Here is a 26991-nt window from a genome sequence, read left to right on the forward strand (position 1 = left end):
TGAACACGGACTTGGCGGAAGGACTACGCAAAGACGCGTGCCTCAAGCATCGGCAACCGCCTCGGCCTGGGCTCCGGCTGCCGCGTCCTCGGCCGCGGCCTGCGGCGTCTCGGTCGTCGCCGCGATCCGGTCGCGCATCAGGTTGAAATTGCGCATCGATTGCAGATGCAGATAGATCAGCTCAAGTTCGTCGGTGCTTGCCAGCTTCTCGAGGGCATCGCCCGACAAGGCCTTGAGCTTCTTGCGATCGATCGCCATGAAACCGGTCAGCGAAAGCCGCTCGCCCGAGGGCAGGGCCATGGTGGCCTGCATCGGCTCGAACAGGTCGAGCTCCTTGAGACGCTCGCAGAAGGCCTGGGTGCGCTGGAACTGGGCCTGGTACTCCTGCAGGAACTTGAGCACGTTATCGACGTACTCGGTCGGTTTTCCGTCCTCGCCGAAGAGTGCCTGGCCGCGGCCTTCGCGATTGAAGCCGGCAAAGGCCTCGTCGACGCACAGGGTGAAGGTCTTGCCGTCGTCGCTCGCCGAGAAAACAAAGGGATAGCGGCGCACGAAGGCCGGCAGGTAGGTGGCCTTCCAGCCGTCGTCGGAGTCGAGGTAGGCATTTTCGTTGCCGCGCATGCCGAGAATCACCGAGGGCATGATCACCCCGTCCTTGCCGGCAAAGACGATTGCGTACTCGGGTGCCGCCGCGGGAAACTCGACCGCCATCAGCGGCACCGAATTCACCTTGCGGCTGAAGGCGTAGCCGCTGCCGGTATTGACCGAGCAGTCGGCGTGACGGGCCTTGGAGACGGGCACCGCGGTTTCGTAGATCAGCAACTGGGTCATGCGCAACTCTCCTCCATCGGGGGTAAGGCTGGGGCTGCCGGAGGCAGCCTCCAGTGACTGGCATCAAGGGTCATCGATCGGCCATCGCCTGCGTCTCCAGCTGCGGCGAGGTGCGTGTCGTCACGGGGATCAGCACGCGCAGATCGGCGTTCGGATTGCGTTCCTGCTGGCTCTGCGCGCCATGATTGACGAAATCGCCGAGCCAGTCCACCGGTGCTTTTGCGCCTGCCAGAGGGCGCTCACCCGGAGTGAATACCGCCTGCCAGTCGATCACCGGTGCGGCAGCGCTTGTTGCGCCACCGGACGGTACGGTAAAGGTCGGCAGCAGGGTTTCATGCTGGCCCCGCGGTGGCTCCGCGGGGGCGACGCTGCGTGTCCCCGCGGCAAGCGTCGCCTGCATCACACCGTCGCCGGCATGGTCCAGCCCGCCCGCGTGGCCCAATTCGTGGGCCAGCACCGAGAGCAGATCCATGCGCCCTGCGGCGGGGCCGCGCAGCAAGCCGAACTCGCGGTCGTCCCGCGGCGTGCCATCGACGAACCAGCCATAGCCGGCGGCATCCGCGTCGATGTACACCACGCCGTCGCGATAGGCCCCCAGCTCCAGGCCTTCCAGATCGACGACCTGGATATCGACCTGCCGCAGCGCCTCGACGAAGGCCGCGTCCTCGACCAGCGACCAGCGCCGGATTGCCTCATCGACCAGCGGCGCGAGCCGTGCGTCGGTGAGCGACTGGCTTGCCGCGAGATGGCCGCTGCCGGCCGCCTCGGCTGCCATCAGCGTGCTGGTGATCACCGTGTCGGGCGCGAAGGACGGATCGTTGGTCTTGAATCCGACCGAATCGAAGGAAGCCGCCGCCCCCTTCGCAAAGAGTCCGAAGCGACCGTCGATGGTGATGCCGTTGTAGGCGAATCCTGCGGTTACCTGGCCGCCTACGCTGACGCTCACGGTGGCGCCGCGCAACTTCACGTCGAGCAGGTAGTCGGTGCCCGCCACGAGCGACTTCGCCACCGTCGCGTCGGCCGTCCAGCTGTTGCCCTGGCGGTGGCCGATCACGACCTGCTTGTTGGCCACGTCGAGCATCACGAACTTGTAGTCGGTGGGGCTGTACAGGTCGAACACGAAACCCGCCTGGGTCGTCGTGCTGAAGGTCGCCGACAGGTCGAGAACGGAAGCCGGGGCAAGCTGGGTAAGCCCCTGCAGATTGGCAAGGCTCAACGCGGTCTGCCCCGCTGCCGGGCTTGCCACATAGCGGCCCGCGCTCTGCGCGAAGCTGCCGCCCGAGACATCCGCGCCACCCGCGAAGAGAATGTTGGTGGCATCCCCGAAGTCCTCCCGGGTATTCAGCGTCACCGCGGGCGGAAGCACCTGCACAGCGATGTTGTCGATCGCGCCGCGCGCGTTGTCCGAGCCGAAGCCCACCAGGCCCCAGTTGAGCCCGTAGTTCCAGCCATCCACCACCGTCGGTGCGTAGGTGTGGCTGAACACGTTGGCATTGTCGATGACGAGGGTGGCGGTGAGGCCATTGACCGCCAGCAGCATGTTGTACCAGGTGTCGGCCTTCAGCCCGCCCTTCACCGAGGCCTGCTCGTCGACGATCCAGCCGGTGGCGTTGCGATGGCCCATCACCAGCTTGCTGTTGGAAATGTCGAGGCCGGCGAACTTGAAGTTGGTCTCGCCCTGGTAGTCGAAGATGATGTAGCTGTTGGCCTTCCAACCCGAGGTGGGCTTGAAGCCCTGGATGGTGGCCTGCACCTCGTAGTAGCCCGGCAACGCATCACCTACCTGGTACACCGCCACCGCGTCACCGTGCAGCGAGCTCGCCGCCACCTGCATGGTGCCATTCACCGCCGACCAGCTGCCGCTGTCCGCCGCCAGCGCCTCGGGTGCGCCGCTGTTGAAGGTGGCGCTCCTGAGCACGTCGCGCTTGCCGCCGGGGATGTTGCCCGCCTGCGGATCGGTCGGCGCGCCGGTCTGGTCGTGCCAGGCGTAGTCCTTCTGGCGGATCACGCCGAGCTCGCCGGCCGGCTCGCCATTGCGCGCGGCCTCGGTCCAGCTGAGATCGGCCGCGCGGGTCGGGTCGGCGCCGTCGGAGCCGGACAAGGCATACAGGAACTCCGCCAGCTGCGGCTGCAGCGTGCGGCTCACGGTGGCCATGCCGAAGGGCGCGAAGGGCACCAGGTAGCTGTTGAATTCGCCCACCCAGTCGATCAGCCGGTCGCCGCCGGTGTTGCCGATCAGGATGTCGCGGCCAGCCCCGCCGTAGGCCCGGTCCTCGTAGCTGGGCTGGGTGTCGGGGGCGTTGTTGGCGCCACCATTGGTGTCCTGGTTGTCGTCGGCATTGAGCAGGTCGTTGCCGAAACCGCCGTAGATGTCGTCGCGCCCGGTGCCGCCGACGAGCCAGTCGTTGCCGAGGTCGCCGAAGATGCGGTCGTCGCCGTCGTTCCAGGCCTCGGGGTAGCTGTCCGGCGTCTGCCCGGTAGCCTTATCGATGGTGCCCGCCTGCACATACACCCCTTCGTGGGTGCTGAAGTTGAGGAACCACTGCAGGCCGGTGCCATCCTTGTTGAGCGAGCCGTCCGCATTGAGCAGGATCTTGCGCAGCGGATCGTACTCGTCGTAGAGCGCGAACTCGCCCGCCCGGCGCAGGCGGTCGTAGTGCCAGCCATCCACGTCGTCCGGGTTGAAGCGCAACGCATCGCCCGGGTTGAACGGTCGCGCGTAGTCGCTGCGCTCGATGCCGGCAAGGCTGCCGTCGGCCTTCGACACCTGGGTCCAGGCTTTGTCGAGCCCTTCCCCGCTGAGCGCCTCGCCGCCGAGGATCGCGTCATCCCCCGAGCCGCCATGCAGCCAGTCGCTGCCGAGACCGCCGAAGATGATGTCGTTGGAGTAGTGGCCGTTGTTGAAGAACTCGAAGGGATCGTTCTGCTTCGGTCCCGAGGTGACGAACTCGTCGTATTGCCCCGCCCAGTCCGGGTCGACGCTGAAGGGTGTGATGTTCACCGACTTCTTGAGCTGGCCGGAGATGTTGATGGTGGCCTGCTGGATCGAGCCCGGCGTCTTGATGAATTCGTCGAGCACGTCGCCGTTGGCGTTCTTGAGGTCGGTATCCTTGTCCTTAAGGCCGGCCACGCCGTTGAGCGCTTCGCCGATGGTCGAGTTGCGGCTGGTCATGATGCGGCCGTCGTCGCCGATCACCCCGTCGTTGCCGGTGCCGCCCGAGATCCAGTCGTTGCCGGTGCCGCCGATGATGTCGTCGTCCTGGCCCTCGCCGAAGATGATGTCGTGGCCGAGCTGGCCGTAGATGAAGTCGTCTCCCGACTCGCCGTGGATCTCGTCACTGCCCCCTCGGTCGGACGCAGCCGCGGCGTCGTAGAGGATGCCGCCCGGGGTGTAGTCGAGCTGTTCCACCGCGCGCACCACGATGTGGTGGTAGCCGGCGCCGGAGCCGATCGCCTCGGTGTCGTAGGCGTAGTTGAGCAGGCCGCCGGTGCTCGCCACGAATCCGTTGGCCGCCGTCGGCGCATAGTCGCCGGTGCCGCGTACCGTGCCATTGACGCCGACCAGGCGCAGGATGCGGCCGTTGTCGCCGACGATGGTGTCCGCATCCAGGGCGTGGCCGTCGGGCTTGACCGTCACCACGCCGTTTGCGTCGACCGTGGCGTCGCCGTAGTTGTTGCGCGAGATGTCGGTGCCGGCACCGCCGAAGATCAGGTCGGCACCGTCCGGACGCATTTCGGCGGTGGTGAAGCCGAACAGGTCGGAGCTGCCGCCGAGGATGTCGTCCTGGCCGAGGTTGCCGAAGATCACGTCCCTGCCGCCATTGCCCTCGATGTAGTCGTCGGCGTCGCCGAGGCCTTCGAAGCTGGCCGCCACATTCAGGTCGCCGATGCCGCTGGCCACCGTGTTGCGCCAGGCGTCGTAGGCGGTGAAATCGGTGACGGCAAGCTTGCTGCCGTCGCTGCGCGTGACGCTCAACTGGGCCGCTGCCAGGTTGTCGGCATAGGAGAGACGCGCCGGCAGGCTGGCACCCAGTCCGATCGTGCCGTCGCCCTGGATCACGTCGTCGCCGAGCTGGCCGAAGATCTCGTCCTCGCCCGCGCCGCCGGCGATATAGTCGTTGCCGTAGGACTCCGGGTGGTTCAGCTCGATGTCGTCGCTGTGGTCAAGCAGCATGATGTGGAACTGGGTGTGGTGGCGCGGATCAGCGCGCCAGGTCGCGGTGGCGAAGCTGTCGATCGCGTCGAACTGGCGATCGCTGATCGAAGCTGCGCTGGGCGAATTCGGCACCCCCGGCACATAGTAGATCTGCGTGCCCGAGAGCGTCCGGAAACGCACATCGATATCGTCTGGCCGATAGCAGATCTCGGCGTTGTCGCCGGCGATCGCGTCCACCCCGGCGCCGCCGTCGATGCGGTCGTCGCCATCCAGGGCGTAATGGAACACGCCCTGGTCGTCCGTCACGCCAGCCACGTTACTGCCGCCGATCAGCACGTCGTCGCCATCACCGCCGTAGAGCACGTCATCGCCCTGCTGGCCCATGATCAGGTCGTCGCCACCCTGGCCGAACACCAGGTCGTCACCGGCGCCGGTGCTCTTGTCGACGTTGAGCGCCTCGAACAGCAGGAAGCCCTGGTTGGCGTGCGCGGAGCCGTCCTGGTTCTCGAGGTCCCAGCACACCGGCCGCAGGCTGATCTCGGGGATGAAGGGCACACCGTTCTTGCACTCGATGCGGCCCTGGTCACCGAACACCAGGTCGTCCCCGTCGCCGGCGTAGATCACGTCGCCGCCCGCGCCGCCGAAGATCACGTCGTTGAGGTCGCTGCCGGTGATGAAGTCGCGCCCGCCGTCCTCGAAGCCGATGGTCTCGATCTCGCAGACGATGAATTCATGCACCGAGAAGACCATCAGCGACGGGGCGACATCGAACTCCGCCGAGGTGAGCTTGCCGCTGTCGCCCAGCGCGATGTTCGAACCCTGGCCGGTGCGTATCACGTCCTCGTCCTGGCCGCCCAGCACGATGTCGTTGCGGTCGCCGGTGTCGATGGTGTCCTTGCCGCCCATCGCGGTGGCGATCGACCAGATCCGGTCGATGTCGTCGGTGCGCGCCGGATTCACCAGCGGCTCGGCCTGCAGGATCTCCTCGGCCAGGTAGTCCACCAAGCCGTGGTCGCCGAACACGATGTTGTTGCCATCGCCCACGGCAGTGCCGCCGCTGCTGGCGAAGGCGTTGATGATGTCGTCGCCGCCACCGCCGAAGATCATGTCGCGGCCGATGCCGGTGGTGATCGTGTCGTTGCCGTTGCCCTCTTCATTGGCCGCGCCGTTGGTGCTGCCGGTGGCGATCGAGGTGACCAGGCCGAGCACCTGCACCTGGTAGTCGTCGTCGCTCTTGGCGCTGCCGACCGGCGCATTGACGCCGGCATCGACGCCGAGGATGCGGCCATGGTCGCCGAAGACGATGTTCTGACCGGCGCCCGCGTCGATGATGTCGCCACCCTGGCCGCCGAAGATGATGTCGTCCGAGGCGTCGTCGGTGATCGTGTCGGCCGCGCCGTAGGCCGCGCCGGTGTCGATGCTCTCGACCAGATCGAGTGTCGTCAGGTCGCTGTCGGGGTGGCCGAAGTAGTCGGCCGCGATGTAGCTCAGCCGTCCCTGGTCACCGAAGATCACGTCCGCATCCGCGCCACCGCTGATGGTGTCCGAACCGTTGCCGCCGAGGATGCGGTCGAGGCCCGCGTTGCCCTCGATGGTATCGTTCGCGCCATTGCCGGGCTCGGCGCTGTAGATCTCCTCGATGAAGCCGGTGGTGAGCAGCTTGTCACTGGCGGTGGCGCTGAAGGCGTTGAAGAAGGCCGAGCGCCCGGCCGCCGCGGCGTAGTCCTCGTGGATGGTGCCGCGCGGCACGATCTGCTGCACCACGCCGTGGTCGCCGAAGATCACGTCGTTGCCGGTGCCGCCGTAGAGCTTGTCCTTGCCGGCGACGAGCTGGTCGCGGACCGGCCCGAATGCGAGGCTGCCGTAGCCGAGGTCATGGGTGACCATCACCAGGGTACGGGTGATCGGATCGACGTTGAAGCCCGAATCGCCATACACCAGGTCCAGGCCGCCGCCGGCATAGATGGTGTCGTCGCCCGAACCGCCGGCCAGATGATCGGCTGCCTGGGTGCCGTAGATGGTGTCATTGCCGCCACCGCCGTAGATCGCGATGCCCAGCACCGTGGTATTCGGATCGGCACCGACGAACAGCGCCGAGGCGTCGATCACGTCGTTACCGGCGTGGTCGAAGGGATTGGCCCGCGGGAAGCGGAAGTCATCGTCCGCCGTGCCCACCTGGTCAAAGAGCTTCGGCCCGGTGCGCAGCTCGTCCGCGCGCGGGCTCACGCCCGGCTCGATGCTGTAGGACTTGTTCGGATCGCCGCTGTACCAGAGGCCGTCCTGCGAGGTGTCGCCGTAGATCACCAGCGGCGAATTGGCGCCACCACCGCCGGTGACGGTGATGTGGTCGCCGCCGATGGTGGCGTCGGTCGCCGAGACCGGCAGGTTGCCGCCACCATGCACGATGGTGATGGTGCCGTGGCGCGCCGGCCCCTTGTTCACGCCGGTCCCTTCGTCCGCAGCCTGCAGGGTGCCGGTGATGAGCAGGGAATCGTTGCCCTGACCCATCATGAAGTTGAGCACTTCGATGCTCGATTTGCCGGTCGCCGCATCGCCGAAGCTGATGCCGCCCGGGAAGGTGGAGGGCTCGCCATGCGCCGTATGGTCGAAGCTGATGCCCGGCGCCATGTTGAAGCCGGTCAGCCCGGTTGCGCTGAGCACCCCGCTCTTGTCCTCGCGGCTGCTGTCGTCGTAGATGTTGAGCGTGTCGATCTGGTCGCGCTCGTCCGGCTGCGGACCGATCTCGAGCAGCGGCGCGTTCTTCTCGCCGGGCAGCAGGACGGCCTGCACCAGGTTGCGCTCGCCGAGCGAACCGCCGACCACCGACAGCGGACCGCCGAGCTCGCTGAGCAGGTGCGGACGCGGCGCGAAGATCTTCTGGGTGGTGGTGTCGATCGAGCTGCTGTCGGGGTCGTAAGCGGAGTTGGCGCTGACCGTCACCGTCTGCGGGATGTACCAGTTGGCAGTGGTGAAGGTGAGCGTGGTCGGCGCCGTGGTGGTCTGGCCATCGGTGTCGATGGTGATCGTCACGTTGGCGATCGGAGCCGAGGTGAGACGCACCGTATAGCTGTCGCTTACCGACTGGTCGCCGACGGTGTTCGGGTCATCGAGCACCACGTGGGTACCGCCGTCGCTCTGCTGGATGATCACGCCCGGGTTGTCGTTGTCGTAGACCTTGACCGCGAGCTGGCTGGTGACCCCGTCGTAGCCCGAGCCGCTGGCAGAGAGGTCCATGAAGCTGAACTTGGCGTCCTCGCGGATCGCGTCGTCCACTGCGCGCACCCCGATGTTCACCCCGGTGTTCCAGTTGGCAGCCGTGAAGGTGATCGTCGCGGTATTCCCGCTCACGCTTACACCCGAACCCGACAGGGCGAGCTGGTTCGCGTCGAAGGCGATGGAGACGGTCACCGTCTCGGCGCCGGTGAGCGCCTTGGCAAGCTTGACGTTGTAACTGTCGGCGATGCCCTGGGTGTAGCCGTTGGCATCCGGGGTGAGGCTGCCCTCGAGCACGGTGGTATTGCCACCGGTCTCGGTGATGACGAGGCCTGCGGCGTCGTCGTCGATCACCGTGACCTCGACATTGCGCACTTTGGCCTGATCGAAGGTCGCCAGCGTGGCAGCCTGGGCAGCCGCGTCACCGGCCGCATCGACCACCGCCGAGACGCTGTGGCTGATCGCCACGGTGCGCTCGCCTTCGGCGAGATTGTCATCGACGCCATACACATAGACGGTCTGCGCGGTATCCCAGTTGCTGGCGTCGAAGGCCAGCACCAGCGCCCGGTCGGCGACCGGCCCGGTCGCGCCGTCCACCGTGACGTCGTGGGTGAAGCTCGACGGGTAGGTGCTGGACAGCCACAGGCTGTCGCCACCGGCGTCCTGCTCGTCGCGCTGCGAGCGCGCGGCCGACACGGTGACATACACCGTCGTGCCAGCCGCCGGCGCCACGGCGAGCTTGACGGTATAGCTGTCCACCGCCAGCGGATCGCTGGTGGCGCCCTCTTCCACCACGGTCGAGCCGCCGCTCTCGTCGATGACGACGGCGCCCAGCACCGCCTGGGCAACGGTGAGGTCGATGCCGTCGATCTGCAGGTTGGCGTTGTAGTCGCCGCCATCGCCGCCGGTGATGCTGTGGGAGAGACTGCCGGAGGCACCTTCGAGCTGCTGCATGACGATCGGCTCGGTCACGTCGCCGGCCACGTCGATGGTGTCGCTCCCGAGGCCGCCGATCACCCGGGTGATCACGCCCACCGGGGTGGACAGCACGTAGAAGTTGTCATCGCCCTCGAGGCCATCGACCTCCAGCACTTCCACGTTCTCGAAGCGCACGTTGATGCCCGCGCCGTAGACCCCGTCCTTGGTGATGACGAAGTTGTCCGGGAACTCGGTGCCGAGGATCACCACCTTGTCGAAGCCGGCGCCGCCGTCCACCGACACCGGCGCGTTGATGTTGTACTGGACGGTGTCCTCGCCTTCGCCGGTCTTGACCTTGGTCTGGCCCTGGGTGGACACGTCACTGGTGAGCAGCGGCTGCGCCACGCCGTTGGCATCGGTGAGGATGTTGCCGTTGGCATCGACCTTGGCGAGCGCGAAGGCACGCACCACGAACAGGTCGTCGCCCGCGTCGCCTTCAAGGCGCAACTCGGCCTTGTTGCTGTACACGGTGAACACGTCGTTGCCTTCACCGCCCTGTGCCACCACCGCCATGGTCGCGCCGCGGCTCACGTAACCGCGCGTCGTGGCGATGGTGTCGAAGGCGTCGGGCGCCTGGACGTTGGCCGGCTGGCGCTGGCTGCCGTAGAGCTGCCCGATCTGGAAGGTGTCATTGCCCTTGCCGCCATCCAGCGTGGTGATCGCGCTGTTGTCGTCCATCGCGAAGGTGTCATCGCCGGACAGGCCATAGACCTCCAGGCGGCCGTTCAGGTTGGCGTCGTAGTTGATCCGCTGCACCGTGCTGCCGAGTCCCGCACGGGCATCGTTGAGGTCGCCATGCAGCACCGCCACGAAGGCGGACGCCTCGGCGGCCTCGTCCGGGATGTAGCTCGTCCGGCGCAGCAGGAAGATGTCGTCGCCGCCATTGCCCTGGGCGTCGTCGTCGACGCCGAACACCGCGAGGGTGTCCACACCGTCGATCTTGGCGCCGGTGTCGAGCACGTTGATCACGTAGTGGTTGGCGGCGCCTTCGCTACCGGTGGTGTAGATGGTGTAGGTATCGGTGTCCGACTGGCCGTCCAGGGTGAGGGTGTCGCCCTTGCCGTCGAGGCCGACATGCATCGAGCCGAGCCGGTCGACGATGAAGCGGTCTTCGCCGTCGTTGGCGTCGTCCGCCTGCAGGCCGCCCGCCGGGGTGACGAAGGCGCTTCCGTACACGCTGGTGTTTGCGTCGAGGTCGGTCTGCACGAAGCGGAAGGTATCGACATCGTCGTGGCCGAAGATCCGGGTGAAGGTCTTGGCGGTGTTGTTGGCGACCGTGATGTCCGCAGGTGCGCCAGTCTTGCCGATGGTGCCCTTGAGCAGCATGCGGGTACCGCGTCCCGCGTCGGCCTCGTCGCTCGACACGTTGTCGGTCTTGCCATCGCGGCGCTGGTCGCCGCGCAGCGTAATGCTGGTGCCGGCGAGGATGCGGTTGGCGGAGAAGGTCTTGACGTTGTCGCCAACCCACAGGGCCACCGTGCTAAGCGCGGTGATCTCGCTCACCGTGACGCTGCGCGCGCCATCCTCGCTGACCCGCGCCGTCGCGCCGGCGCCGATGTCGAGCAGGTTGAGGTCCTCGGTGTCGATGGCGCTGGTGTCGGGAATCGTCAGCCGCAGCGCGCCGCCCAGGGCGGTGGCGGCCAGCACGTTGAGTTCGCCATTCACCTCAGTGAGGTAGATGTTCTGCGAGGCCTCGGCAAAGAGCCGGCCCTGGCCGGCGGTGTGGCTGCCATTGACCACGCCGCTGTCGATGTCGAGGTCGTCGCCCACCACGCCGATGCTGCCGCCGTTGGCGTCGAGGTCGATGTTCATGCCACGCACGTTGATCGCGTCGCGCGCCCGCCCGTCGGCATCGAAGAACAGCGCGGCACCGCCGCTGTCGGTGTCGTCCTGGGCGTCGACGATCGAGCCGGCGCGGGTGGTCAGGGTCACGTCGCCGGTGGTCGAATACACATGGTGCACCCGCAGGTTGCCCGAGGTCTCCTCGATGTAGATGCCGTTCAGCGCGTCGGCCTCGAGCACGCCGCCGGAGGTGGCGCCGAGCAGGTCGATCTCGAGGAAGTTGCCGGTGCTGCCGATGCCGGCCGCGGCGGTGAGGGTGATGTTCACCCCGGTCACGTCTGCGTCAGTGTCGCGCAGCGCATCGATGATCGAGGCCGGCGACGTGAGGGTCACGTCATCGTCGGTGGACATGATGTTGCCCACGCGCATGTCACCGGTCTGCTCGGTGAGCACGATGAAGCCGTTGGTGAGCACGTCGATGTGTCCGCTGCCGAGGATCTCGGTGATGCCGGTGACGTTCACCCTCGGGTCGGAGGCGGCGTGGTTGCGGGTGGCAACGATGATGTCGCCACTGCCGTCGGCGACCAGCCCGGCGCTGTCGCCGGCCGGATTGACGAAGTTGTAGGTGGCGCTGATGGAGGTCGCACTGCCGCCGTAGAAACCGACATCGACGCCAGCGCCGTGGGTTGCCCCGCTCGGGTTCTCTGGACGGAAGCGGTTGTAGTAGGTGGCGTCGACCGCCGGACCCGCGGACGCGCGCACCCGCACGCCAGCGGCAAACGCGGTGGAGGTCTCGCTCACCGCCGACTCGAGCACCACGTTCACGCTGCCATTGCCGGTGAGGCCGGCCTGCACCAGATCGAGGTTGAAGACGTGCGGCCGATCGGTGGCCGCCGGATCGCGCAGGCGGCCCATGATGTCGAGGTAATTGTCAGCGCCCGAGGTGGACACCAGACGGATGCCGTCGGTGATCTCGAAGCTGGTCAGCCCCTTGCTGATGGTGTGGCTGCCGGTCTGCAGATTGGCCGGGTTGATTGCGATCGGCACCGTCGGCGTCGCGACCTCGGCGAGGCGGATGCGCAGGTCGTCGAGGCGGATCACCTTGTAGCTGCGGCCATCCACCAGCCCACCGAGCGCGGTGGCGCCCGCGCCCACGTGGTAGACGACGGTGTCGCCAGTCTCGAGCATGTGATCGGCATCGAACACCACCAGCGCACTCTGCACGATGTCCACCGCAAGGTGGTTGGGGGTCGCGGGTACGTTCTGGGCGTTGTAACCGATCGTGCCGGCGGAGGCGTCGAGGGTCAGGTCACGGGTCTGGATCAGGGTGGTACGCGAGAGCCCCTTGTAGCCGGTTGCCGACACGCCGCGGTCGGTGCCGGCAACGATGTCGCCGCCGAGCGCCCGCACGATGGTCTGGCCGATCGGGTTCACGATGGTGCCGTTGAGCACGATGTCGGGCGCATAGGTGGTGCTGAGGTTCTGGATCGTCACCTCGGACGGGACCACGGTGCGCCGCAGGTCGAAGGTAAGGCCGACCGTAGCGCCGCGCAGGTCGACGAAGGGCGCGGTCGCGCCGCCCACGTTGATGTTGTTGACCTGCAGTTCGCGCGACGAGTAGTTGGTGATGCTCACGCCGCCATAGACGTCGGCGAAGGTGAACAGCGCCTTGAAGTCGGTGGCGGTGTCGGCCGTGTCGTTGACGATCGAACCAGCGGTGATGAACACCACCTGGCCGCCGCCGCCACCGCCGATGTCGTCAACGATGGCCTTGCCGGCCTGGCTCATGTCCACATCCACACCGATGGACTTGACCAGGTTGCCGTTCTCGTCGATCAGCACCTCCGGACTGGCGCCGGCGGAAATCTCCACGTCCGCGTCCCAGCGGATGCTGCGGGTCTGGCTGGTGACGTTCGCGACGCTCACGTCGTCGGCCTGGGCCAGCAGGGCGAGGTGGTCGTATGTCTCGGTCGCGTTGCTCAGGTAGGCATCGGCGTCGGTGTAGACGGTGGCCGACACGTTGGAACCCGGCAGCAGCACGGCGCCGGCGAACTGGAGCGTCTTGCCGTCCGCCGAGATGCCGGTGATCGTGGCGACCTGCGGAATGCCGAGGCGATAGATCACGATGCGCTGGCCAACGATGTAGCCTTCCTGCGCCCAGTTGCCCGAAGCGCGGCTCATCGAGGCGGTCACGCCGTTCTGTACGAAGCTGAGCCCGGAGTAGCTGGCGTGATCGAGCTTGCGCAGGCGCGAGTCCTCGTTCGCGCGCGGCGCAGTCTGGATGCGCGCGCCATCCTTGGCCTGCACCAGATCGGTGAAGGTGGTGCTGTTGCCGCCATCCCAGATCGGGATCGGGATGAAGCCGATCGGCACCGGGTCGGTATCCTGGTCGGCGCTCGCGTTGCGATGGAAGGCGCCGATGTCCATGCCGCGGGTGCTCTTCACGCGCACGCCGTCGTCGATGAGGGTCCGCACCGTGGAGTCGGTGTCGATGTCGGCATGGGAGATCGCCACCGCCACGAAACCACCCGCCAGCGCATGACTGTGGGCGTAAGTAGACAGATGCGAAACCTGAGCGTTGAGCTCGACCGTATCGGCCTCGATGCGGGCACCCGCGCCGAGACGGGTCATGGTGCCCTTGGCCGTGTCGCTGGTGTTGCTGCCGGCATCGCTGTCGACCCGGGTGTCGGCGCGCGCGTTGGAACCCGCACCGAGACCACCACCGTTGGCGGTCGCATACACATGGGTGTCCATCGACGAATCGGAGCGGATCGACACCTTGCCGGCGGCCCGCAGCGTTACGCCGTCGTCGGTGAGGTAGGCGTTGCTGGTGTTGGTGACGTTGACCCGCGCTTCCACGTGGGCCGCCGAGATCGCACCGCCGCCGTTGTTGCTGATGTAGCCGTTGCCGCGGCTCACCGAATGGGTCGCCACATCGATGTCGCCACCCGCGTCGACCAGCGTCGCGGCGATCCAGGCCTGGGCGTCGTTGGTGATGTAGAGCTTGGCGGTCGGCACCGACACGGTGAACAGGAAGCCCACCGAGCCGCCTTCGGTGCGCACCGTGGACAGGCCGTCGCCCGGTGGCGGGTTGAGGGTGCGCAGCGAGGTGCCGCCCGGGCCGAGAAGCAGGTGGTCACCGCTCGGCGCAGTGTGCAGGTCGATGCGCAACTGGTGCTTGCCGCTGCTGGGCGTGAGCTCGATGCCGGCCTTACCGAAGGCGTGGGTGCCGGTGCGGCCGGTGTCGCTCACATTGAGGGCGGTCGAACTCGCGGCCGTGGAGGCAAGCTGGAACTTGCTGCCGTCGCTGTTGATGACGTAGTAGGTGACGCCGTCCTGCAGTGCGCCAAGGCTCTGGCGCGTCAGCGCGTGGTTGACCGCCTGGCCGGCGTCGGATTTGTCCGGTGACAGCTTGAGTGCCTCGCCCCGCAAGGTGGCCGCGTGGGTCTCGTCGGAGAGCACAGTGCCCGCGAAATACAGGGTCTTGCCATCGGCGCTGATGGACTTGATGGTCAGCGTCGTGTTGTTGCTGGTGGTGCCGGTGATGATGATCTTGTCGCCGGCGGCAAAGCCGTCCGTCGTCCAGCTGCCGGCGCTGCGACGGATCTGGTCGTCCGGGTTGGGATCTCCCGCATTGGCCGGATCGATACGGTCGAAGGTGACTGTGAGCGCCGAGTAGGCATCCAGCAGCTGGATGTAGTTCTTGTCGACGTAGTAGGCGTAGTAGGTGCCGTTGTTGCTCAGGTTGCCGCCGCCGGTGAGGGCGATGCCGGTGCCGTCCGTGGTGTAGGTGAGCTTGTCGCCGGTGACCAGGCCGTGGCCCGCGTCCGCCGCGGTGATGAGACCGTCGCCGTTGGTGTCGCCGCCCAGCAGGATGTAGTCGTTGGCGGTGCTGACCAGTCCCGGCTGGTTGCCGGCGGTACCGGAATCGGTGTCCTGCACGTACACCGTATCGACCACCAGACTGTTGAAGACGAAGGGCTTCGGACCGTAATAGGTCACCGCATCGCCATTGCCGAAGCCCGACAGGTGGATGTAGTTGTCGTCGGTGACGACATTCGGCGACGAGGCCGGATTGAAGGACTTGCTCGGGTCGGTGGTCGGGTCCGCGAGGGCATCGGCGCGGTTGGCGAACAGCTTGATGGTGAATTCGTCGATCACCCGCACGTAATAGGTGTGGGTCGTGTCCAGCGACGCGGTGTTGAGGCTGCTCCCTCCGACCGGGGTGTAGCGCACCGCATCGCCGGATTCGAGGTAATGCGGCGCGTCGAAACGGATGCGGTCACGCGTCGCGTCCACACCGGTTCCCGGTGAGAACAGACTGCCTGTGTCGCCCGCCGCCGCATCGAAGGCCACGCCGAGCTTGATGGTGTTGTCATCGACGACGAGGACCTTGTATTCGCGCCCGGTCTCAAGTGCGGGATGGGTACTCGACTGGTCGTCGGTAGTGATCGCAGTGTTGCCGTTCGGATCGTAGGTGACGATGCTGCCGTCGCTCAGGCCGTGGGCGTCGAAGCGGATGGTGTCGTTGCCGGTGCTGACGTCGGCGGCCGGCTGGAAGTAGTCGTCCAGCTGCAGGCCGGTGGTCTTGGCGAGGATGTCCGCCTGCACGGTCACGTCGCCGCCGGCGGTGACGACCGCGTTGTCACCGATGCTGGCGTGCGCGGTGGGCGTCACATAGCCCTCGCTCAGCATCACCCCGACACTGCCACCGCCGATGGTGAAACCGCGGCCGGTGGCGCTGCCCTTGGCGCGGATCGAGGTCGCGGTGACCTCCACGTCGCCGGTATCGGTGTTGCCGGTCGTGGTCACCGTGGCGTCGCCGTCGATCGAGGCATAGACCTTCGGCGTCACGTAGGTCACCGAGCGGGTACCGGTGCCGGCGCCGATGCCGCCCGCGGCGGACACCGTGCTGACCTTGGTGTCGCTGGTATTGTCGGCGGCCACGCGCAGGCTGCGCCCGTTCACCTTGGCGCTGGACTTCACCTTGGCCTCGGTGGTGCTGACGATGTCGCCGCGCGCCACCATGGCCCCGACCGCGATCGCCCCGATCGCGCCGCCATCCGCGCTGACCGTGGCGGAATAGGTCGAGGTGGCGGTGACCGCCACGTCGCCGGTCGCATCCACCGTCGCGCCGTCACCGATCCAGGCAGTGACGCCGAGCAGCGCCACTTCGCCGCTGGCGCCCGATCCGCCGATGCGCGCGTCGGTCACGCCCGCCGCGCCGCCGAAGAAGCCGCCCGCCAGCGCGATCCCCATCGGATCGCCGTCCTTGTAGGGCTTCACGTAGGCCTCGCCGCTGGCCTCGACGGTCACGTTGCCGACTTCGTGCCCATCCGTGCCGATCGAGGCGTAATTGCCGATCAGGGCATCGGTCGCACCGCTGATCTTGGCCACGGTCACCGCGATGCCGAGGCCCGCGCCGAGCGAAATGCCGCCGGCTCCCGTCGCCACACGGAGCGTCCGCACCGATTCTGCGCTGACGGTGACATTGGCAAAGCCGACACTGTCGCCGACATGCGCGTAGCTGCCGCTCGTGCCTTGCTCGACCGCCCCGCTGCCATTGACCCGGGCGCCCAGCAGGGCACGCACGTCGCTCGTATCGGTCACCACCGAAACGGCGGAGCCCAGGCCGATGAAGCCACCGGCCGCACCGGCGAAACCGAGGGTCTTCGATTCGGAGTCGAGCGCGGCGACGATCTTGAGATCGCCATCCCCGTGACCATCGGCATCCGCATCGATGCCGTCGATGGTGGTCCCCTGGGCCGCGAAGGCGCTGACGTCGGAGTCGATGGTGACGACCGCGATACCCAGCCCGATGCCCGCCGCCGCGCCCACGCCCGCTCCGCCCGTGAGGGTGCTCAGGCGGGTGTAGTTGCGGGCATTCAGCGCCACATTGCTTGCCTGGACCGTGGCGCCGGTGTCGATGGCGGCCGTCGTGCCGCTGGAAACACCGCTGCTCGCCTCGGTGGCCCCACTGACCGTGCCGGCCACCGAACTGCCGCCGACCGAAGCGCGCCCCGAGTCGGCCACGGCAAGATTCTTGGAGAGCAGCTGATGGCCGCCGGTTGGGGGGTTGAGCGGGTCGCCGGTGGTGAGATCCGCGGCTTCGCCGGTTTCGGTGTCGATCAGCCGAATCTTGCTGGTGTCCTTACCATCGGCGTCCGATACCACCGACACCATGTAGGTCTTGCCTTCGACGAGGCCACCGATGTCGCTCCCCGTGCCGACATTGCGATAGATCACATACTGGCCGCTATGGAGCGCCCGCGCGCCCTCTCCCAGGTCCGGGTTGATGTCGAGGGTGTCATCGGCGGCATCCACCGCCGAAGCCTGGAAGGTATCGGCTTCGAAGATCAGCTGGTGCCCGCTCGCGGCACCGGTCGAGGTGAGGTTCACCGGAATGCCGCCGGTGGTCTTGAGCTTGATCTTGCCGTCCGACTGGCGATCGACGATGTAGGTGGTGCCGCTGCTCAGGCCGCCCACGTTGCTGCCGCCACCGACATTGCGGTAGATCACCAGATCGCCGGTTTTCAGCTTGTAGCTGCCGTCGGAGTACTTGGTGTTCACATCCAAGGTGTCGGCCGAGGTGTTCACCGCGCCGGAGCCGAAGGCGGTCTGGCCGTCCTCGCCGCTCATCCCCGACATCATGCCTGCAAGCGTCCCCTCCACCGACGAGATGACGTCGTCGTCATTCTGGCCTTTGAGCGGATCGCTGTCCTTCGAATTCTTGTCGCTGTCGTCAGCGGTGTAAGTCGAGGTGAAATCGCCGCCCACCGAATAAACGCTGATGCTGCCCGCCAGGCCGAGAACGCCGGCGCCCACCGAAATGGTGTTGCTCTTGAGGTCGCGCCGTACCAGCGCATCCACGTTCACGTCGCCGCTGGCGCTGACCTTGGTGCCGGTCCCGCCGATCAGCGCACGCGTATCGTTGCGGAATACCCCCACGTCCACACTCGCGCCCGCACCCACTGCACCGCCGCCGACCGCGCCATCGATGGACAGCACTTCGAGCACGTTGGTGGCGATGACGTTCACGTCCTGTCCGGACGTGGACGCGCCCGGATAGCGCCGGTTGATCTCGGCACCGCCCAGGATCTGGGCGAATGTATCCGAATTCACGACTTCCACCGACACCGCGCCGGCAATGCCCGCGAACAGCCCGCCCGCACCGCTGGCGCCCAGGGCGAAGACCTTCTCGGTGCTCTGCCCCTGCACGAGGACACCTTCCGCCGAAGCCGGCTTGAAGGTGCCGTCGGAATTGGTTTCACCGTCCACCGTCGCCATCAGGACCGGACCGTTGGCCTCCGCGTCCACCACCGCGCCGCCGCCAATCACCGCATTGGTGGTCTTGGTGATCGAGGTGACCGCCACCGCACCAGCACCGCCGCCGCCACCGATGCCGATGCCCACCGCACCGGCGATGACCCAGCTCTTGGTATCGTCCAGCGCCTCGACGCGGACATTGCCGCCCGCGTGCACGCTCACGTTGCCGCTGATGGCCGCCAGGGTGTTCACGTTCATCACCAGCACCGCCGCGGAACCCGCCACGCCGACCAACCCGCTGCCCGCGATACCGGCCGCCACGCTCACGAACTGCTCCTGGGCGGTGGCCGTCACCTCCACGTCGCGGCTCGCGTTCACTTCCGTGGCGAAGGTGGACGAGGTGTGGGAATCGGTGCCGAAACCGGTGGAATTGCCGATCCACGACTGGGTTGCGCCGAGCAGCACCGGCACGGTCACACCGACCGCACCCGAACCGCTGCCGCTGATGGCGGCACCCACGCCCACCGAGATCACCTCGTAGCTGCGTCCCGCGTTCACGTAGACGCCCTGCGCACTGCCCGCGCCGGTGTTGTCCTTGTTGATGTCGGCGCCGCTGTCGATGTGGGCCTTGGTATTGATGGTATGAACCGCGACACCGCCGGCCACGTTTACCGCGATCACCCCCGAACCGCCCGCCGACGCGCCGGCCACGGCGAAATCGTTGAGGCTGGTGGCGGTCACGACGACGCCGCGCCGCGATGCGGTAACCGGGTCCGTTCCCGAGCGGCTCTTGATGTCGTTGTCGTCGAACTGATCGTTATCGACGTCCGGAACGCCCACGCCGACCACCGTCTGGAGATGGTGGACGGCGGTTGACGGCGACGAGCTTCCATACAGGTCCACCGGTGCGCTGTCGCCCTCGTGGCGCAGCAACTGGATGGTGTTGCCGTCGATCTTGTGCACCACGTAGCGCGAACCGCTGGTGAGGCCGCCGATGGGCACCCCGTCGGCGGTGTACAGCACCACCTGGCCTTCCGAGAGGCCGTGGTTGGCCAGCGTGATGCGGTCGTTCGTCGTATTCGCCGCGCTGGTGGTGAAGTCCTTCGTGTCACTGTTGCTCTGCGAGCGGTTCACCGTCGTTCCGGCCTGGAAGCCGCCCGTGTAGGCATTGAACCCGGTGCCGCTCTTTGCCAGCGCGGTCACCTGGGCGTCCTGCGCGATCCAACTCTCGGTGGTCTTGTTGAGCACCGACACGCCCGCCCCGACGCCGACCGCCGCGGCCCCGCCGATCGCGATGTTGCCCGAGATCACGTTGGAGCCGGTCGTGTCGAAAGCCTGCAGAACCACGTTGGAATCGGCCTTCACACTGGCGGAGACGCCGATGTGCGCGGTGGTCTCCACGTTCATCACCGACACGCCCGCCGTCACCGCCACGCCGGCCGCGCTGACACCGACCGCGCCGACGATGGAGAGGGAGAGGATGTCCTCCCGACCGAGGGCCTGGACGATGACCGAATTGCCGGCCACCAGATTGGCGCGATCCCCCACGTAGGCATGCGTCTTGGTGGTGACCACACCGACATCCGCGCCGAGGCCCACCCCGGCGGTACCTCCGATCGCCAGCGCGCCCGCGGTTCCGATGACGGCGAAATCGCCCTTCGCCACCACGTTGATATCGGCTGCCGAGTCGATGCTGCCGGCGGTCGCCGAGCTCGTCCGGTCGGCGATATAGGCTTCGGTTACGTCGTCGATCACGGTAACCGAGAAGGAACCGGCGATGCCCGCGGTTCCGCCTCCGGCTGCGCCAACGGCGATGATCACCACATCCTTGGGTGAATCGGCCTCGACCGAGACCCCTTTCACCTGCCTGCCGGAGGTGTCCTTGAAACTCGGGACCCGGGCGTCGGCGTCGATGGTCGCGCTGCCGCCGATCCACGCCTTGGTACGGTTGATGATGTCAACGTTGGTGATGGCCGCGCCGACACCTGCGGTTCCGCCGATCGCCACCTGCCCGGCGACCGTTCCCGCATGCGCCATGTTGCGCGCGTAGGTGCGCATGTTGCCCGCGGTCTTCACCGCGGAAGCGCCGATCACCGCAGCCTCCACCGTATCGACGATGACATTCACCGTCACCGAGCCGGCCACCGAAACCTTGCCGCCGAGCCCCAGGCCGATCGCCAGGGAATCGATCGAGCCGGTCTCGTCCGCATGAACGATGACGCTGCCGGTACTGTCGTTGGCCTGGTTGTTGAGGGTCGAACCGTCCACCTTGGCAGTGACCGTATTGGCGATGAAGTTCGCCGACAGGGCAATGCCCACCGCCGCGTTTCCGCCAACGGACAGGGCCGCCCCGCCGGTGAGCGACTTGATGCTGGAAGCATCGATCGCCTCCACCGTGATGTCGCGCTTGTTCTCGATGGTCGAAGATTTCACATGGGCATCGACGGTATTCGTGATGCCGTTGATCGCCAGCCCGCCACCGACCGCAGTGCCCTTGGAGCCGGCCGCGCCGACCGCGAGGGCAAGGATCTTGCCGTCGATCAGCGAGTCCGATTCGGTCGATTTCGCGCTCACCACGACCGTGCCCGCGATACCCTTGAGGGTAGAGCTTTCGACCGCCGCGGTAATGCTGTTCTTGACCAGGTTGAAGCCCACCGCGCCGCCGAAGCCCGCGGTATTCAGCCCGATGCCGAGCGAGCCCGCGATGGCCTGGAGGGTCGAGTCGTCTTCGGCCGCCACCTTGACCGAGCCGGCCCGGGTCGACACGGTCGACGCGATCTCGGCACGGATGGTGTTGGTGATGATGTTGATGCCCATCGTGAAGGCGATGCCGACATCCTTGCCTGCGCCGGCGGAGATGCCCACCGAGCGCAGGGTGTTGTCGTTCTTGGCGGTCACTTCCACCGCGCCGCCGGCGTCGATCGACGCGCGATTGATCGAGCCCAGCGTGGTGCCGGTGATCACGTTCACGCCGATGGCGAAGCCGAAGCCGCGCTCGCCGCCGATCCCGAAACCACCTCCGCCGGAGATGATGCTCGAGGTATCCAGCGCGGCGACCGTGATCGCGCCGTCGCTCGCGAGGGTGCCGAGGTCGATATAGGCCTTGGTCTCGTTGTCGAGGATGTTCACCGACACCGAACCGCCGAAGCTGGTGCCCTTGCCACCGGCCACCACCGCCGCGGCGACCGCCACGCTGATGAGGTCACCCTTGCGGGTCGCATCGATGGAGATGCTGGCCGCATCCAGATCGGACACCACCGCATAGGCGAGCGTATCCAGACCCAGGTAGTTCACGCTCACCGCACCGCCCACGCCCGTCCCGCCCTGGTTGGAGGTGGCGTTCACGAAGGCAGCCGCGCCGGTGATTGCCAGGATCTGCACGTCGTTCTGGGCGATCACGCCCAGCGCGCCGCCCGCCTTGATCTGGCCCGCATCGCGGATTGCCGCGACGGTGCTGTCCTGCACCACATTGACCGACACCGCGCCGGCAATGGCGAGGCCGCTCTTGGGCTTGCCGCCGGTTTCGGGGGCCACGTCGCCGTTGAGCATGGAAGGCGTGGAGTTGCCCACCTTGTCGTCGACCTTGCCCTTGTCGAGATCCTTGTCCAGGCTGCCGAAGGACGAGACGACGCCCGCCTGGGGATTGTCGTCACCGCCTCCGCCGCCACCGCCAGGCGTGCTCGACTCGCCGGTGGTTGCCGCGCCGGCAACGGCAAAGGTCCACAGTTCGCCGTCCACCGCGGCGCGCAGGTTAACCGTATCGGCCACGTCGATGGTGGCATGGGTATCCACCGAGGTGCCCACGGCCTGCGTGAGATCCGGATTGCCGATGATCGCGTGGGTCTCGCGGTTGAGATTGCTGATCGAGATCGCCACGCCGACGCCGGTGTTCTTGCCGATCGCCACGCCACCGACCCAGTTCGCCCCGGTCACCAGGTCGCCCGCGTAGATGCGCGCATCCCGGCCGGTGACCATCGCCGCCGCGCCGAGGTTGGCGAGCGTATGGCTGGTCTGCTGCACATAGGCCACCGAGCCGGCCACCGAGGTGGCGCCGCCGGCCGCGCCGCCCTGGGTCATGTTGATGGTAAAGTTGGCCTCTTCGGCCTTCATGTTGAAGCCGCCGTCGGCGCCGCTGTAGATCTTGGCGTCGTCGGCCACGACCGCCTTGGTGGTATTGGTGAGGATGCTCACCATCACCGCGCCGCCCATGCCGCCCTTGGCGCTGCCCGACCCGGTAGGCAGGATGTTCAGCTTGTCCAGCCATTCCTTCTTGGCGGTCCCGTCCGAGAGATCGCCAAGCTCGAAGGTCGGCAGCTGCACGTTGCCGGTCATGTTGATGGTCTGGGCGTAGTTGGTGGCCTCGATCGAGACCACCTGTTCGTTCATGAGACCGTCGGTATCGGGCCCGTCCACCGCATTGGAGTTGTCCTGGTTGGCGTGGTCGTTGAGCGCATCATTGCGCCAGTCGAGGTCCTGGTTGATCGCGACCTTGGACTCCACGGTGGCCTTGGAGGTGTTGTTGAACACCATGATGTTGAAGGCGCCCGCGATGCCGAGCTTCTCGGCCTTGGCGGTGGCGGTGGTCCAGGTGTTGAACCAGGACTTGAGACCCAGGGTCGGATCGAGCTCACCCTTGAACACGTTGCCCATGTACTGGGTGACCGCACCGTAGCCGTTGGTGCTGACGCTGTCGCTGAATTCGCCGAGGGTGGTCGGGAAATAGGTGTCCGGACGCACCAGGTAGGGATAGGAGACGTCGGAAATCACCCGCGTCGCACGCAGCGCGTCGAGGGTCGCGAACTTGGGATGGGCCGGGTCGCTGAGGTCGGAATGGACCGTCGCGCTGGCGGTATTGTTGAGCACCGCCACGGTTACCGCGACGCTGGCCATGGTGTCGGCGCTGCTCTGGGCGTTGTTGCCGTTGGCATCGGCCTGGGGCTCGGCATTGCTGTCGGCGCCGAGCTGGTAGGCTTCTGCGATGGTGCCCTTGACCTCGAGATCTTCGTTGGATTTGAGGACCGCGGTCGAGCCCACCTCGGCGGTGGACGTGTGGGTGCCAACCGCCACCGCCAGCGAACCGGCGATGGCGAATTTCGCGGGCTTGGTATTGTCGCTCGTCTGGTTGTCGCCGTAGTGCTTCTTCATGAAGCCCTGGAACAGCGTATCGGCGATGTTGAAGTCCATCACCTTGTCGTAGCCGTCCTTGTAGCGGTCCCACTTGCTCTTCTCGTCGTCCGGCGTCTGGCTCTCGCTCTTGAGTCCGCCACTGGCGCTGGCCTTGTCCTCGGCGTTGAGCTCGGCGACCACGCCGATACCGGTGGAGAAGCCCGAATCGAGCACGTGCTTGGCCGCGAGGGTGAAACCGCTCCCCGTCTTGGTGACCGGCCCGATGTCGATATACACGCCGCCGCGCGCCTCGTTCTCGGACTCCGCGAGCTGGATCACCTGCCCGTCGCCGTAGCGGGTGTCGCCCTGCAGGTTCTTTTCGTTGGTGCTCGCCACCACGTAGTAGGTGGCGCCGTCGTCGAGCCCCTGGATGACACCGCCGTTGGCGTGATAGACCACGGCCTGGCCGAGCTCGAACTTGTTGATGTTGCTGGGCGAGTTGGCCGCGTCGCGCAGGCTCAGGGTATCCGCGCTGCTGTCCACGTCGCTGCCCACGAACTTGCGCTCGTTGACCGCGATCGCAACCGCACCGGAACCCGGCTTGAGGTCGATGACGATACCGCTCTTTTCGGCGATGGTTTCCGCGTAGCTGGCCTCGATGGCCTGGCGCTCGGTCGAAGCGAGCATGATCCACTCGGATTCGTCGCGGGCGGTATCGGGATCGTCCTCGAGCGTGATGACGTAGTAGTCCTTGCCGTCCACAAGCGTGTTGTTTCCGAGCGGATTGTTGTCGCCGATGCTGTTGCCGTAGCGGTTGGTGTAGTGGACGACGTCCTCGTCCACCAGGGCGTGCGGCCCCACGTGGATCATGTTCTTGTCGTAATCCACATAGCCGATATCGTTTTCATTGGTGACCGTGGGGTCGATCTCGATCTTCACCATCGAGCCGTCCGCGAGGTCGGCCTGCACCGAACCATTTACCGTCGCATGCACGGTGGCATTGGAAACCTCGATACCGAAGGCCAGCGCTGCCGCGCCATCGGCGAACATCCCGCCCTCGGCCTCTGCCTCGGACGACACATCGCCATTGGCGATGATGTTGGCGGTCTTCGCCGCATCCACCTTGGAACCTGCAGCAAGGGTCACCGTGGACGTGACATTGGCGTCGGTCACCGCCAGGGCGATGGCGATCTGCTTGCTGCCCGGGTTGGGCGCCCCATCGAGCTCGCGCGAAGTGCTCGCGCTCAGGCTGGAGCTTGCTTCGGCACCGCTGGTGATGACCACCGCCGCGCTGTCGCTGGTGATGGACACACCCGTCTTCACGTCCACCGTAGCGGTGGCCACGGAGCGGGCGTAGCCCACGCTGAAGATGCTGCCCTTCGCCACGCCCGAAGCATCCGCCACGGCCGCCGCGTAGATGCCCACCGTGTCGCTGCCGTGGATGGTCGCATCCGCGCCGATGTTGACCGTCGCGGTGGAGTTGCGCACCAGCACCTTCACCGGCAGTGCGAGGATGCTGGTGAGGTAATCCTGCAGGGGCTGGACGACGAAGTTCGAGACTGCGTTGCTCGCGCCGAGCAAGGTGGAGAGGTTGCGGTCTTCCGCCTGGGTGATGAGGTAGATCCCGCCGCCGTCGAGCGTGGCACCACTGCCGATGTCGATCGAGACCTTGCGGTCCGAACCGAAGATCGGCGACAGGTTCTCGAGGTCGGAGGTGGTGATGCTGCGCGAACGGAACACGATATCGCCCACATCGCCGGTGCCCTTGCCGGTCTGGACGTCATGCCCCTCCCAGGCATCCAGGGTGACATTGGCGCTGACCGAGACCTTCTCGGCATAGGCCTCGATGCCACCGCCGTGGGTCGCGATGCTGCCGGTGAACTTGACGGTGTCGACGAAGGGGTCATCGATCGAGATGCCCAGCGAATCCGCCGCATTGCCGAAGATGACGAGGTCGGCGGCGAACAGCGAATCGAGTGACTTGATCTCGATGGTGTCGGTACCGAGCAGGCCCTCGATGGTCAGCGAATCGGCCGGCACGTCGAAGGCCAGCGAGCTCACGGTATTGACGCCATCGAAGAAGCCGATGCCGTTGAAGCGCACCTGCATCCGGCCATCGTTGGCGATCGCATCGTCCTCGAGGATGATGGTGTCGTCGAAGATCGAACCCTTGATCTTCAGATCGGCGCCGCCGCTGATCAGATCGACGTGATCGATGCCCGCGTAGTGGATCGTCTTGCCGTGCAGGTTCAACGTGCCGGCGGCATCGATTCCGGTCGGGTTGAAGGCGGTGTAGCCGCCGGCGCCGTCGGATACGCGGATGCTGTCGCTGGTGCCGAGGCCCCCGGTGACCGTGCCGCTGAGGCTGCCGCCAGCCTCGAAGGTGAAGGAATCGCTGGTGGAATAGTCCTGGCCAGTCAGGTTCTCGAAGCCCTCGAAGGCGAGCTCGCCGACGGTGCCCGCATTCGCGCCGGTGATGGTCCATTCGAGCGTGCCGTCGTCGCTCCCCACGATGGTGTCGCCGCCACTGCCGCCGCTGAACCTGTCGATGCCCGAGAAGGCCGCGAGCACCGCGGTACCGCCCACATCGACCGTTTCATCCGCCAGGCTCAAGGTGATGGCGCCGCTCAGCGACTGCAGATCGACCCAGTCGACCGGCTGCGTCACGCCGGCATCCTTTGCCGCGCCGCCTTCGATCAAGCCGCTGATCGCGCCCCCGGCGAGGAACGTGAAGTGGTCGCTCTCGGTTCCGCCCACGAGGTTCTCGATCCCGCTGAATTGCTGGCTACCGAGTGTCCCGCCGCCATCCGCATTGATCGACCAGGTGTTGTCCAGCGCCGGCGCGATCACCGTATCGTCGCCATCACCGCCGAACACCCCGCCCGATATCGAACCTGCAGTATCGAAGGCAAAGATGTCGTTGCCGGTGCCGCCTTGCAGGATCTCGATTCCCGAGAAGATCGCCCCGCCCCGCACGAAACCCGACCCTGCCCCGCCGATGACCCATTCGACGTCGCCATCCATGCCCTTCAGGGTATCGTCGGCACCGTCCGCATCGATCGTCACGCTGACAGTGAATGATGACGCGAGTTCGAAGCTGTCCGCTCCGCCCAGGCCGTGGATGGTGAGCGAGTCGATCCCGGTATTCGCATCGCCGTAGGTGGTGGTCACGCCCGCCACGGTGACATCGATCACCGCCTTGCCATCGACCGCCAGGTTCGCCTGCTGGGCAATCGTCACGACGTCGTTGGCGTTCGTCAGATTGACTACCGGATCGGCCGACAGCAGCAACCTCGGCTCCATCGACTCCAGCTGCAGCGAACAGCGCGCCTTGCGTGGCGCCGGCGCGCTTCGCAGCGCCCGCAGGGCACCCTGGACGCTGTGCCAGAGCCGCCCCACGCGAAATGACCGGGAACCCTGCTCGACCGCCTTGCCGGGATTGATGGACATTTTTTATCTCCTTTCCGGGACCGGGAGTTCCCGGAGACCAGCTCCGTCAGAACGACGGGCGGGCCGATTGGGGCGAAACCGCAGCAGATCTGCGGGCGCAGCAGCGTCGGACGCGGTGGGTACGAGCGTGGTCATTGCCGGATTCGCTTCCGGATCGATCATCCGGATCACGACAGCTGCCAGCTCGAACGCCATAGGCCACCACTCCT

The 26991-nt window shown here is 66.6% G+C and carries 2 protein-coding genes; both read right to left on the reverse strand.

Going from position 1 to position 26991, the window contains the following annotated elements; genetic code table 11:
- Positions 1 to 42: 42 nt before the first annotated feature.
- Positions 43 to 831: a SapC family protein gene (locus GQB03_RS12835; RefSeq protein WP_159689824.1), complete on the reverse strand. Its 789-nt coding sequence runs from the start codon at positions 829 to 831 to the stop codon at positions 43 to 45.
- A gap of 70 nt (positions 832 to 901) precedes the next feature.
- Positions 902 to 26782, reverse strand: a complete 25881-nt coding sequence (locus GQB03_RS12840) for an LEPR-XLL domain-containing protein (RefSeq protein WP_159689827.1) — start codon at positions 26780 to 26782, stop codon at positions 902 to 904.
- Between the last annotated feature and the right edge of the window lie 209 nt (positions 26783 to 26991).

It is taken from the genome of Cognatazoarcus halotolerans (assembly GCF_009800965.1).
GTDB lineage: Bacteria > Pseudomonadota > Gammaproteobacteria > Burkholderiales > Rhodocyclaceae > Cognatazoarcus > Cognatazoarcus halotolerans.

Coding starts and splice junctions, on each gene's coding strand:
- GQB03_RS12835 (WP_159689824.1), bottom strand. CDS start 831: ATGACCCAGTTGCTGATCTACGAAACCGCGGTGCCCGTCTCCAAGGCC.
- GQB03_RS12840 (WP_159689827.1), bottom strand. CDS start 26,782: ATGTCCATCAATCCCGGCAAGGCGGTCGAGCAGGGTTCCCGGTCATTT.